This is a genomic window from Streptomyces sp. NPDC007971, assembly GCF_042958635.1.
Classification (GTDB): Bacteria; Actinomycetota; Actinomycetes; order Streptomycetales; family Streptomycetaceae; genus Streptomyces.
Map to the genome: position 1 here is coordinate 20,970 of NZ_JBIBJK010000014.1, position 12,291 is coordinate 33,260.

The window sequence follows — 12,291 nt, forward strand, 5'->3', positions numbered from 1 at the left end:
CCTCCAGCGTGCCACGGGGCGGTGGGTCCGGCGGGCCGCGCTCAGGCTCTCAGGCGCAGGCCGCGCGGGGTCGCGATGAAGCCCGTGTCTTCCAGAAGGGTGCCCAGCGGGGAGGTCAGGGCCTGGGCGCCGTTGACCCGCTCCACCGTGACCGTGCCGAGGGAGCCCGCGCGGGCGGCCGCGGCCAGGGCCTCGGCCGCCGTCCGCAGACGCGGGTCGTCGACGGCGGCGGCGTCCGGGGCGGAGGGCCAGGCCAGGAGCGTCTTGCCGCCGCGCTCCATGTACAGCGCCAGCTCGCCCTCCACCAGCACGACGAGCGAGCCCGCCTTGCGGCCCGGCTTGTGCCCGGCCCCGGTCGGCGGCTCGGGCCAGGGCAGAGCCGCTCCATAGGCGTTGGCCGGGTCGGCCGCGGCGAGGACCACGGCACGGGGATCGGGGGTCGAGGGCTGCCCACGCCGGTCGCCGAGGCCGCGGTACGCCGACGAACCGTAGGGGGCGGCGGAGCCCCCGCCGCGCGGGCCGCCGTGGCCGGGGGAGGCGAAGGGGTCGTCGACCGGAGCCAGGTCGCGGGGCGAGACGTAGTCGCCCGGGGCGACGGGACGCTCCTTCGGCGGCCGGCCGAAGTCGTCGCCGGGGCCGGCCGGACGTCGGTCGAAGTCGCCGGGGCCCGCCGGCGGCCAGGTGAAGTCGTCGTCCAGGCCCGGGTGGGCGAACGCGCCCTCGGCGGGGTCGAAGCCGCTCGGGGTGGTGTGCTGGCCGTCGAGGAAGAGCGAGGGGTCCGTGCCGCCGTCTCCGATGCCGTCCGGGAGGCCCGGGGCGGGCAGGCCCGCGCCGCGTTCGCGGGCGTTGGACACCGCGCGCAGACGATCGACCGCCCCGTCCATCGCGAACTGGGCGGCGCCCAGGCCCTCGACCACGTAGCCGCGCCTGGCCTGACCGCTGTCCTCGAAGGCGGACAGCACGCGGTACACCGCCGAGAAGCCGCCCTCCACGCCCTCCGCGGCGACCGCTCCCCGTGTGACCACGCCATGCCGGTCGAGGAGGGCGCGGGCCCGCGCGTGGGCACGTACGGTCGCGTCCGGTTCGGGTGCGGGAAGCAGCGACCAGCGGCCGGCCACCGTCGGCGGACCGGTGCGGGAGGCGGTGCGGGCGGCGGCGGTCAGGGAGCCGTAGCGCCCGCGCGGGACGGCGCGCTTGGCGCGGTGGGCCGTCGAGCCCGCCGTACGGCCCGAACCCAGCAGGGAGCGCATCGGGGCGAGCGTGTCGTTGGTCAGCCGTCCCGACCACGCCAGGTCCCACAGGGCGTCGGCCAGTTGGGGATCGGTGACGTCGGGGTGGGTGGTGGCGCGGACCTGGTCGGCGATCTGCCGGAAGAACAGGCCGTAGCCGCCGAAGAGAGCGGCCAGGACGGACTGGTGGAGCGCGGTCTGCTCCAGGGGATGCGGCGCCGGCAGCAGCAGCGGGGCCGCGTCCGCCAGGTAGAGGCAGACCCAGCCGTCCTTGCCGGGCAGGGCGCCCGCTCCGGCCCACACCACCTCGCCCGCGGCGGTCAGTTCGTCGAGCATCGCCGGCGTGTAGTTCGCCACGCGGGAGGGCAGGACCAGCTTCTCCAGCGCGGAGGCGGGTACGGAGGCGCCCTGCAACTGCTCGAGGGCGCGCACCAGTCCGTCGATGCCGCGCAGCCCGTGCCCCTTGCCGATGTGCTGCCACTGCGGCAGGAACTGGGCGAGAGCGGCCGGCGGCACGGGCTCCAGTTCGTGCCGCAGGGCCGCGAGCGAGCGGCGGCGCAGCCGGCGCAGCACGGCGGCGTCGCACCACTCCTGGCCGATGCCCGCCGGATGGAACTCGCCCTGGACGACCCGGCCGCCCGCGGCGAGCCGGTGCAGGGCGCCCTCGGTGACCGCGACACCCAGACCGAAGCGCGCCGCGACGGTGACCGACGTGAACGGGCCGTGGGTGCGGGCGTAGCGGGCGAGGAGGTCGCCGAGCGGGTCCTTCACCGGCTCGGTGAAGGCCTCGGGGACGCCGACCGGCAGCGCCGTGCCGAGCGCGTCCCGCAGCCGGCCCGCGTCCTCGACGGCCGCCCAGTGGTCCCGGCCCGCGATCCGGACCCTGATGGCCCGTCGGGCGCCGGCCAGCTCCCGGGCCCACCGCGGCTCCGCACCCCGCTCGGCCAGCTCGGCGTCGGACAGCGGGCCGAGCAGGCGCAGGACGTCGGCGACGCCCTCCACGTCCTTGACGCGGCGGTCCTCCGTCAGCCACTGCAGCTCGCGCTCCAGCTCGGCGAGCACCTCGGCGTCGAGCAGCTCGCGCAGCTCCGCCTGGCCCAGCAGCTCGGCCAGCAGCCGGGAGTCCAGGGACAGCGCGGCGGCGCGGCGCTCGGCGAGCGGGGAGTCGCCCTCGTACAGGAACTGGGCGACGTACCCGAACAGCAGGGAGCGGGCGAAGGGGGACGGCTCCGGGGTGGTGACCTCGACCAGACGGACCCTGCGGGACTCGATGTCGCCCATCAGCTCGACGAGCCCGGGGACGTCGAAGACGTCCTGGAGGCATTCGCGGACCGCCTCCAGGACGATCGGGAACGATCCGAACTCGCTCGCTACCTGCAGCAGTTGGGCCGCCCGCTGACGCTGCTGCCACAAGGGGGTGCGCTTGCCCGGACTGCGGCGCGGCAGCAGCAGCGCGCGGGCGGCGCACTCGCGGAACCGGGACGCGAACAGGGCGGAGCTGCCGACCTGGTCGGTGACGATCCGGTCGACCTCGCCCTTGTCGAACGCGACGTCCGCCGCGCCGACCGGTGCCTGCTCGCTGTCGTACTCGCTGCCGGCCTTGACGGGCTCCTGGTCGAGCAGGTCAAGGCCCATCAGGTCGGCGTCGGGCAGCCGCAGCACGATGCCGTCGTCGGCGTGCATCACCTGCGCGTCCATGCCGTACCGCTCGGAGAGGCGGGCGCCCAGCGCGAGGGCCCAGGGGGCGTGGACCTGGGCGCCGAAGGGGGAGTGGACGACGACCCGCCAGTCGCCCAGCTCGTCGCGGAAGCGCTCGACCACGATCGTGCGGTCGTCCGGGACGTGGCCGCACGCCTCACGCTGCTCGTCCAGGTAGGACAGCACGTTGTCCGCGGCCCACGCGTCCAGACCCGCGGCGAGCAGCCGCAGCCGGGCGTCGTCCCTGGGCAGCGCGCCGACCTCGCGCAGGAACGCGCCCACCGCGCGCCCCAGTTCCAGCGGGCGGCCCAGCTGGTCGCCCTTCCAGAACGGCAGCCGGCCCGGCACACCGGGCGCGGGGGAGACCAGGACACGGTCGCGGCTGATGTCCTCGATGCGCCAGGAACTCGTGCCCAGCGTGAAGACGTCCCCCACCCGGGACTCGTACACCATCTCCTCGTCCAGCTCGCCGACCCGGCCGCCGCCCTTCTTGGGGTCGGAACCGGCGAGGAAGACCCCGAACAGGCCCCGGTCGGGGATCGTGCCGCCGGAGGTGACGGCGAGGCGCTGGGCACCCGGGCGGCCGGTGACCGTGCCCGTCACGCGGTCCCACACCACGCGCGGGCGCAGCTCGGCGAACGCGTCCGACGGATAGCGGCCCGCGAGCATGTCCAGGGTCGCCGTGAACGCCGACTCGGGCAGCGAGGCGAAGGGCGCCGCGCGGCGGACCGTGGCGAGCAGGTCGTCGAACTGCCAGGCGTCCAGCGCGGTCATGGCGACGAGCTGCTGGGCGAGCACGTCCAGCGGGTTCGCGGGGACCTTCAGGGACTCGATGGCGCCGGTGCGCATCCGCTCGGTGACCACGGCCGCCTGGACCAGGTCGCCCCGGTACTTGGGGAAGACCACGCCGGTCGACACGGCGCCCACCTGGTGTCCCGCGCGGCCCACGCGCTGGAGACCAGAGGCCACCGAGGGCGGGGACTCGACCTGCACGACGAGGTCGACGGCACCCATGTCGATGCCCAGCTCCAGGCTGGAGGTGGCGACCACGGCAGGCAGCCTGCCCGCCTTCAGATCCTCCTCCACGAGGGCGCGCTGCTCCTTGGAGACCGAGCCGTGGTGCGCGCGGGCGATCACCGGGGGCGCGCCCTGGGCCGCACCGGAGCCGCCCATCAGCTCGGCCGGGGCGTGATGCTCCTGAAGGGGCTCGCCGGTCACCCGCTCGTAGGCGATCTCGTTGAGCCGGTTGCACAGCCGCTCCGCCAGACGCCGCGAGTTGGCGAACACGATCGTGGAGCGGTGGGCCTGGACCAGGTCGGCGATCCGCTCCTCCACATGCGGCCAGATCGACGGCCGCTCCGCCCCCGCGTCGCCGTCGGCGGCCGGGGAGCCGCCCAGCTCGCCCATGTCCTCGACCGGGACGACGACCGAGAGGTCGAACTCCTTGCCGGACTCGGGCTGGACGATCTCCGCCTTCCGGCGCGGCGAGAGATACCGGGCCACCTCGTCCACCGGACGCACCGTCGCCGACAGGCCGATCCGGCGGGCCGGCCTCGGCAGCAGCTCGTCCAGCCGCTCCAGGGACAGCGCGAGATGCGCCCCCCGCTTGGTGCCCGCGACCGCGTGCACCTCGTCCAGGATCACCGTCTCCACACCCGTGAGCGCGTCACGCGTGGCGGACGTCAGCATCAGGAACAGCGACTCGGGGGTGGTGATCAGGATGTCCGGCGGCCGGGTGGACAGGGCGCGGCGCTCGGCGGCCGGGGTGTCCCCGGAGCGGATGCCCACCCTCACCTCGGGCTCGGGCAGGCCCAGGCGCACGGACTCCTGGCGGATACCGGTCAGCGGACTGCGCAGGTTGCGCTCGACGTCGACCGCGAGGGCCTTGAGCGGAGACACGTACAGCACCCGGCAGCGCTTCTTCGGGTCGGCCGGAGGAGGGGACGAGGCCAGTTGGTCCAGGGCGGCGAGGAACGCGGCCAGCGTCTTGCCCGAGCCGGTGGGGGCGACCACCAGCACGTCCGAACCCTCCCCGATGGCCGCCCACGCACCCGCCTGGGCCGCGGTGGGCGCGGAGAACGCCCCCGTGAACCAGCCGCGGGTCGCGGGCGAGAAGCCGTCGAGGGCTCGATGTGCGGAGCTGACCATGCCCCCCATCCTGCACCCGGCCACTGACAATCGTGCTGACCTGGCACATCGGCGGGAGACGGACCGGCCGCAGGGCGGAGCACGGGCGGGACGGACAATGGGCGCATGACGGGTTCGGGGGAGCGGGCGCGGCACTGGCGGTACGAGGAACTGCCCGGTGTCGACCTGCTGCGCGCCCGGTACATCCGCAAGACCTTCGTCCGGCACACCCACGAGAACTTCGTGATCGCGGCCATCGCCGACGGCGTCGAGGTCTTCCACCACGGCGGCTCCGACGTGTCCGCGGGCGCCGGGGCTCTCGCGCTGGTCAATCCGGACACCCCGCACACGGGCCGGGCCGGCGTTCCCGAGGGCTGGCGCTACGGCGCCGTCTATCCGTCGCCCGAGGTGGTGGCCGGGATCGCGGCCGAGACCACCACGATCCGCGGCACGCCCGGATTCGTCAGCCCCGTCCTCGACGACCCGTACACCGTCCGCCTGGTCCACCAGGTCCTGCGCGCCGCCGACGAGGGCAACGCACTCGCCGCCGACACCCTGCTGCGCGTGGCCGTGACCAGACTGCTGCGGCTGAACGGAGGCCCGCTGCCGCAGCGGTCCGCGAGGTCGGCCGGAGCGCGGACCGCCGCACGCGCGCGTGCTGTGCTCGAGGAGCGGATGACCGCGCCGCCGACCCTGGAGCGCCTCGCCACCGACCTCGGGACCAGCCCGTTCGCCCTGCTGCGCGCGTTCCGCGACACCTACGGCATGCCGCCGCACACCTGGCTGACCGATGCCCGGGTGCGCCGCGCGCGGCTGCTGCTGGACGCGGGTACGGCACCCGCCGAGGCGGCCGTCGCCGTCGGCTTCACCGACCAGCCCCACCTCAACCGGCACTTCACCCGGATCGTCGGTGTGCCCCCGGGCGCCTACCGGCGCGAGCGCAAGAACGTACAAGACCCGGGCGGGCGGCCGCCCGTACCGTCCGGGGCGTGGCACACGACATGACATTCGCCGACCGGGCTGCCGGCGGCACGGACAAGCCCGACGCCGCCGTCGTACGGGACGCCCTGGGCGTCGGCGTCGCCGTGGGACTGTCCGGGTTCGCCTTCGGGGTGACCTCGGCCGGCAGCGGACTCGGACTCCCGCAGACCTGCGTCCTCAGCCTCATGGTGTTCACCGGCGCCTCCCAGTTCGCCCTCGTGGGCGCGCTCGCCGCCGGCGGCAACCCGTTCACGGCCGCTGCCGGCGCCTTCTTCCTGGGTGTGCGCAACGCCTTCTACGGACTGCGCCTGTCGCAGCTGCTGGCCCTCCCGCGTGCGGTGCGGCCGTTCGCCGCGCAGTGGGTGATCGACGAGACCACGGCGGTGACCCTGGCCCAGCCGACCCGGCGCGCCGCGCGGATCGGCTTCACCGTCACCGGACTCACCCTGTACCTGCTGTGGAACCTCACCACGCTGCTCGGCGCGCTCGGTGCCAAGGCCGTCGGGGACACCGACGCATGGGGCCTGGACGCGGCCGGGCCCGCCGTCTTCCTGGCCCTGCTCGCCCCGATGCTGAAGACGCCCACCGAGCGCGCGGTCGCGGGCCTCGCCGTCCTGCTGGGCCTCGGCCTGCTGCCCGTCCTGCCGGCCGGTGCACCGGTCCTGGTGGCGGCGCTGGCGGCGCCGGCCGCGGTGTTCGCCGAGGGACGGCGCGCCGGCCGTGCCCATCAGGACGCGGCGGAGCGGCCGCAGGAGGACCGATGAACACCTGGATCGCCATCGGCGTGACCGCTCTCGGCTGCTACGCCGTCAAGCTCGCCGGACTGCTCGTGCCCGCGAGCGCCGTCGAGCGGCCCCTCGTGCGGCGGCTCGCCGCCCTGCTGCCCGTCGCCCTCCTGGCCGCGCTCACGGCCCAGCAGACGTTCGCCGACGGACACGCGCTCGTGCTGGACGCCCGGGCCGCGGGGCTGGGCGCGGCCGCCGTGGCACTGGTGCTGCGCGCACCCTTCCTGCTGGTCGTCCTCGCGGCCGTGGTGGTGACGGCGGGCGTGAGGGCGACCGGCGGGTGAGACGGACGCGATCCGCGGGTGGGGCGGACGCGATCGGCGGGTGAGGCGAACCTGATCCGCGGGAGGGCGAACCCGGTCGGCGGGCGGGGCGGACGCGATCGCCGGGGCCCGGTCGCCGGGGCGGATCCGATCGCCGGGTGGGGCGGACCCGGATCATCCCACGAAGCGGCCGTACGCCCTGAGGGTGCGCAGCGCCTCGATCGTCACGACGGGGCGCGCCTCCAGCGCGGGAGCGGGTGCCCACAGGTGCCGGCGGACGGGCCAGCCGCCGTCGTCCTGCTGCTCGGCGGCGAGGAAGTCCAGGGAGCGCGCCATCTCCTCGTCCGTGAACCACGCGCGCGCGAGCGACTGAGGGTTCTTCGCGAAGTCGTGCGGGAAGTGGTGCTCGCCGGGGGCGCAGCCGGGCGCGACCGGGCAGGCGTCGAGGTGGTCCGGCTCCAGCGCGGCGAGCCGCTGCCGGCGCACCAGGCGGCCGAGACGGTCGGCGGCGGCCTGCGCGCGCGTGCGGTCGGGCGCGGAGTCCAGGAAGGCCACGGCGGCCTCCACCTCGTAGGGGTGCGACTTCTCCAGGGACTCCACCGCCTGCCAGCAGAAGTCGGTGGCCCGGAACAGCCAGGCGTGCCAGACCTCGTTGCGGTGCAGCAGGCCGACCACCGGCCCGGTGGCGAGCAGTTCGCTCGGAGGGTCGTCCACGACCGGGACGAACGGCGCCACCGGGTATCCGCGCTGGCTCGGACGGACCGCCGGCAGGGCGCCGTCCGCGGTGGAGACGGAGGTCAGATAGCGGCACACCCGTTCCACGCGCTGCCCGCCGCAGCGCCCGACGGCGTCCAGGACGCGCAGCGCGTGACCGGTGTGCAGGGGCTGGCTCACCGGACCGCGCAGATCGGGCTCCAGCCCGTGGCCGTACCCGCCGTCCTCGTTGCGGTAGGCGTCCAGCGCCGCCTCCACGGGATCCGCGGCGCCGTTCAGGAAGTGGTACGCGAAGAGCCGCTGCTCCAGTACGCGCGCGCTGAGCCAGACGAACTGTTCGGCGCGGAAGAGCGGGGAGCGCGCCGGAGACGTGGAGGGGAGTGGGGAAGCTCCTGTTTCGGACATGCGACAGACCGTAGGACGGAAAGCGGTCTCGGCAAGCGGCCCCGGGCGGGCCCCACCCCCGGGCGCGGGATACTGGAGGCATGCGGTTGACGGTCTTCTGGCAGCGGATGGCGGAACACTTCGGTCCGGGGTACGCCGACACCTTCGCGCGCGATCATGTGATGACACAGCTCGGCGAGCGCACGGTGCACGAGGCGCTGGACGCCGGCTGGGAGGCCAGGGACGTGTGGCGCGTGGTCTGCTCGGTCATGGACGTGCCGGGGGAGAGGCACTGACCGGTCGCGAAGACCCCGGGCGGGCATCGGGCTGTCGGCGGCGTGGGCGACACTGGGCGCGTGGCACCCACTGACGACATCCAGCCGGCCGCCCGGCACGCAGCAGCCCCGACCGATACGACGCCGCCCGACCGCCCCTCGGCCGACGGCGCCGTTGTGCCGGGAACGCGCATGCCTCGCTGGCTGCCGCGCGCCATGGTGCTCGCACTCGCGCTCGTCGCGGCGTTCCAGCTGGGCAGCTGGGCCTTCCACCAGCTGACCGGACTGCTGATCAACATTCTGATCGCGTTCTTCCTGGCTCTGGCCGTCGAGCCTGCGGTGAGCTGGATGGCCGCCCGCGGGATGCGCAGGGGGCTCGCCACCTTCCTGGTCTTTTTGGGGCTGACGATCGCCGTCGCCGGCTTCTTCACCCTGCTCGGCTCCATGCTGGCCGGCCAGATCATCAAGATGGTCGAGGGCTTCCCGCAGTACCTGGACTCGGTCATCCACTGGGTCAACCAGACGTTCCACACGAACCTCAGGCGCGTGGACGTCCAGGAGGGCCTGCTGCACTCCGACTGGCTGCGCAAGTACGCGCAGAACAGCGCAGCCGGAGTGCTCGACGTGTCCGCGCAGGTGCTCGGCGGACTCTTCCAGCTGCTGACGGTCTCGCTGTTCTCGTTCTACTTCGCCGCCGACGGCCCCCGGCTGCGCCGTGCCCTGTGCTCCGTACTGCCGCCCGCCCGGCAGGCCGAGGTGCTGCGTGCCTGGGAGATCGCCGTCGACAAGACGGGCGGCTACCTCTACTCGCGCGGACTGATGGCGCTCATCTCCGGGATAGCGCACTACATCCTGCTCCAGGCCCTGGGCGTGCCGTACGCGCCCGTGCTCGGTGTCTGGGTGGGCTTCGTCTCGCAGTTCATCCCGACCATCGGCACGTATCTGGCGGGCGCGCTGCCGATGCTGATCGCGTTCACCGTGAACCCCTGGTACGCGGTGTGGGTGCTGGTCTTCGTCGTGGTGTACCAGCAGTTCGAGAACTACGTGCTGCAGCCCAAGCTGACCGCCAAGTCCGTCGACATCCACCCGGCCGTCGCCTTCGGCTCGGTGATAGCGGGCACCGCGCTGCTGGGCGCGGTCGGGGCACTGATCGCCATCCCGGCGGTCGCCACGCTGCAGGCGTTCCTCGGGGCGTACGTGAAGCGGTACGCCGTCACGGACGATCCCCGGGTCCACGGACACCGCACGCGGGAGCCGGGATCCGGCGGGCTGCTCACGCGCCTACGGCGTCCGGCGGTCCGGCGGCCCGGTCCGGAGGAGTCGTCGTCCTAGGACACCGCGAGCGGCGCCCGCGCCGGGCCGTTGGCCCCGAGGGCATCGGCGTCCGGCTGGCCGAGCAGCTCGGCCGAAGGCTGCCGAAGGGGGCCGCGCGACCTCGACGGCACGGACCTGACGATCGTCGGGGTTCGGTGGCGGCGGTCGGGGTTCGATGGCGCGGGACAGCGGGAAGGAAGGGGTCCGGACACCACGCGGCGCGGCTTGACACAAAAATCGAACATCCATTCTCATTGAGGCGCAGGCGAGGCTCACGGCGGGGATTTCGACACGGTTTGGGTGGCGATGTCCCCTCGTTGTCCACAGGCCGGGCCGACGTCGGGGCGCATTGTCAGTGGCAGGCGTTAGCGTCTTTGACGTGAAGCGATCGACTCAAGCAAACCGGGTGGAACCCATGGCAGGAACCGACCGCGAGAAGGCGCTCGACGCCGCGCTCGCACAGATTGAACGGCAATTCGGCAAGGGTGCCGTCATGCGCCTCGGCGAGCGGCCGAACGAGCCCATCGAGGTCATCCCCACCGGGTCGACCGCCCTTGACGTCGCCCTCGGTGTCGGCGGCCTGCCGCGCGGCCGCGTCGTGGAGGTGTACGGCCCGGAGTCCTCCGGCAAGACGACCCTGACCCTGCACGCGGTGGCGAACGCGCAGAAGGCCGGCGGCCAGGTCGCCTTCGTCGACGCGGAGCACGCCCTGGACCCCGAGTACGCGAAGAAGCTCGGCGTCGACATCGACAACCTGATCCTCTCGCAGCCGGACAACGGCGAGCAGGCCCTGGAGATCGTGGACATGCTGGTCCGCTCCGGTGCCCTCGACCTCATCGTCATCGACTCCGTCGCCGCGCTCGTGCCGCGTGCGGAGATCGAGGGCGAGATGGGCGACAGCCACGTCGGTCTGCAGGCCCGGCTGATGAGCCAGGCGCTGCGAAAGATCACCAGTGCGCTCAACCAGTCCAAGACCACCGCGATCTTCATCAACCAGCTCCGCGAGAAGATCGGCGTGATGTTCGGCTCCCCGGAGACCACGACCGGTGGCCGGGCGCTGAAGTTCTACGCCTCGGTGCGCATCGACATCCGCCGCATCGAGACCCTGAAGGACGGCACGGAGGCGGTCGGCAACCGCACCCGCTGCAAGGTCGTCAAGAACAAGGTCGCGCCGCCCTTCAAGCAGGCCGAGTTCGACATCCTCTACGGCCAGGGCATCAGCCGCGAGGGCGGCCTGATCGACATGGGCGTGGAGCACGGCTTCGTCCGCAAGGCCGGCGCCTGGTACACGTACGAGGGCGACCAGCTCGGCCAGGGCAAGGAGAACGCGCGCAACTTCCTCAAGGACAACCCCGACCTGGCGAACGAGATCGAGAAGAAGATCAAGGAGAAGCTGGGCGTGGGTGTCCGGCCGGAGGAGCCCGCCACCGAGCCCGGCACCGACGCGGCGGCCACCACCGCTGCCGACGACGCCAAGACGGGTTCCGCCCCGGCTGCCGCCAAGGCCACCAAGCCCAAGGCCGCCGCAGCCAAGAGCTGACCCGTGACACGACGAACCGACTGGGCCGAGTACGAGTACGCCGCCCCCGGTACCCCACGGGGGACGGGCACCGGAGGCGACACGGGCTCCGTCATGGCCGGTGACGACGAGTACGGCAGCGACCACTACGCCGAGTACAGCCCGGACGAGGACGGCAGGTACGCGGTCGGCAACGCGGTCGGCGGGCACGGGGACGGCGACCACGCGGTCGGCGGGCACGACGACGGGGGCTACGCGGACGGCGGGTACGGGGACGGCGGTGTGCACCCGCGAGGCGAGTCCCACGGGGACGGCCCGTCCGGCCGTGGCTCCGGGAGCACCGGGGGGCCGCGGGACGGGCGTCGACGCGGGCGTGGCCGTCGGCGGGGCGGCTTCGGGGAGCCGCCCGGTGAGGACGAAGGCCCCCCTGCCTCGTCGAGGGCCGAGCGGGGGGAGTCTTCAGGGGACCCGGCTGAGCGGGCGCGGGCGATCTGTCTGCGCCTGCTCACCGGGACCCCGCGCACCCGCAAGCAGCTCGCGGACGCGCTGCGCAAGCGCGAGATCCCCGAGGACGTGGCCGAGGAGGTGCTGTCGCGGTTCGAGGAGGTCGGGCTCATCGACGACAGCGCGTTCGCGGAGGCCTGGGTGGAGTCCCGGCACCACGGCCGGGGGCTCGCCCGTCGCGCCCTCGCCAGGGAGCTGCGCACCAAGGGCGTCGACTCGGTGCTGATCGACGAAGCCGTCTCCCAGCTCGACTCCGAGCAGGAGGAGGCGACCGCCCGCGACCTGGTCGCCCGCAAGCTGCGCGCCACGCGGGGCCTCGACCGCGACAAGCGGCTCCGGCGCCTCGCCGGCATGCTCGCCCGCAAGGGCTACCCCGAGGGCTTGGCCCTCCGCGTCGTCCGCCAGGCACTTCAGGACGAGGGCGAGGACACGGAGTTCCTGGACGACGAGGGACACTGACAGCCGGGCGCCCGGCCGAGAACCACCGACCACCTCGGC

The 12,291-nt window shown here is 73.9% G+C and carries 9 protein-coding genes; 7 read left to right on the plus strand and 2 right to left on the minus strand.

Annotated features, from left to right (window positions below):
- Positions 1–41 precede the first annotated feature (41 nt).
- Positions 42–5,075 (minus strand): ATP-dependent helicase, encoded by a 5,034-nt coding sequence (locus tag ACFZCP_RS27935; RefSeq protein WP_391431666.1) that lies wholly within the window; start codon positions 5,073–5,075, stop codon positions 42–44.
- A 105-nt stretch (positions 5,076–5,180) separates the two neighbouring features.
- Here ACFZCP_RS27935 and ACFZCP_RS27940 point away from each other — a divergent pair, with 105 nt between their 5' ends.
- From ACFZCP_RS27940 to ACFZCP_RS27950, 3 genes are read left to right on the plus strand one after another with little or no spacing between them, the layout of a single operon-like run.
- Positions 5,181–6,059 carry an AraC family ligand binding domain-containing protein gene (locus ACFZCP_RS27940; RefSeq protein WP_391431669.1) on the plus strand — a complete coding sequence of 293 codons (879 nt, stop codon included), beginning with the start codon at positions 5,181–5,183 and terminating at the stop codon, positions 6,057–6,059.
- A complete protein-coding gene (locus ACFZCP_RS27945) occupies positions 6,056–6,799 on the plus strand; it encodes an AzlC family ABC transporter permease (protein ID WP_391432148.1) in 744 nt (247 codons plus the stop codon). Before ACFZCP_RS27940 ends, ACFZCP_RS27945 begins: the two co-directional genes overlap by 4 nt.
- The gene (locus ACFZCP_RS27950) at positions 6,796–7,104 is read left to right on the plus strand and encodes an AzlD domain-containing protein (protein WP_362687765.1); all 309 of its coding nucleotides are present in this window, start codon (positions 6,796–6,798) and stop codon (positions 7,102–7,104) included. The genes ACFZCP_RS27945 and ACFZCP_RS27950 overlap by 4 nt, the downstream gene beginning before the upstream one ends.
- A 153-nt stretch (positions 7,105–7,257) precedes the next feature.
- Here ACFZCP_RS27950 and ACFZCP_RS27955 read toward each other — a convergent pair whose 3' ends face one another.
- Positions 7,258–8,202: a hypothetical protein gene (locus tag ACFZCP_RS27955; RefSeq protein WP_391431673.1), complete on the minus strand. Its 945-nt coding sequence runs from the start codon at positions 8,200–8,202 to the stop codon at positions 7,258–7,260.
- An 80-nt stretch (positions 8,203–8,282) separates the two neighbouring features.
- Between ACFZCP_RS27955 and ACFZCP_RS27960 the strand changes: the two genes are divergently transcribed.
- The 4 genes from ACFZCP_RS27960 (at position 8,283) to recX (ending at position 12,252) form a co-directional block, all read left to right on the plus strand.
- A complete protein-coding gene (locus ACFZCP_RS27960; RefSeq protein WP_362687759.1) occupies positions 8,283–8,477 on the plus strand; it encodes a DUF3046 domain-containing protein in 195 nt (64 codons plus the stop codon).
- Between the two features lie 60 nt (positions 8,478–8,537).
- Positions 8,538–9,788, plus strand: coding sequence for an AI-2E family transporter (locus ACFZCP_RS27965; RefSeq protein WP_391431677.1), 1,251 nt, complete (start codon positions 8,538–8,540; stop codon positions 9,786–9,788).
- 397 nt (positions 9,789–10,185) lie between these two features.
- A complete protein-coding gene (gene recA, locus ACFZCP_RS27970; protein WP_391431680.1) occupies positions 10,186–11,310 on the plus strand; it encodes a recombinase RecA in 1,125 nt (374 codons plus the stop codon).
- A gap of 3 nt (positions 11,311–11,313) precedes the next feature.
- Positions 11,314–12,252, plus strand: a complete 939-nt coding sequence (gene recX / locus ACFZCP_RS27975) for a recombination regulator RecX (RefSeq protein ID WP_391431682.1) — start codon at positions 11,314–11,316, stop codon at positions 12,250–12,252.
- Positions 12,253–12,291: the final 39 nt, after the last annotated feature.

Excerpts from the sequence above, each read along its gene's own strand:
- ACFZCP_RS27960 (WP_362687759.1), top strand. The coding sequence starts at position 8,283 with ATGCGGTTGACGGTCTTCTGGCAGCGGATGGCGGAACACTTCGGTCCG.
- recA (WP_391431680.1), top strand. The coding sequence starts at position 10,186 with ATGGCAGGAACCGACCGCGAGAAGGCGCTCGACGCCGCGCTCGCACAG.
- ACFZCP_RS27940 (WP_391431669.1), top strand. The coding sequence starts at position 5,181 with ATGACGGGTTCGGGGGAGCGGGCGCGGCACTGGCGGTACGAGGAACTG.
- ACFZCP_RS27935 (WP_391431666.1), bottom strand. The coding sequence starts at position 5,075 with ATGGTCAGCTCCGCACATCGAGCCCTCGACGGCTTCTCGCCCGCGACC.
- ACFZCP_RS27955 (WP_391431673.1), bottom strand. The coding sequence starts at position 8,202 with ATGTCCGAAACAGGAGCTTCCCCACTCCCCTCCACGTCTCCGGCGCGC.
- ACFZCP_RS27945 (WP_391432148.1), top strand. The coding sequence starts at position 6,056 with ATGACATTCGCCGACCGGGCTGCCGGCGGCACGGACAAGCCCGACGCC.
- ACFZCP_RS27950 (WP_362687765.1), top strand. The coding sequence starts at position 6,796 with ATGAACACCTGGATCGCCATCGGCGTGACCGCTCTCGGCTGCTACGCC.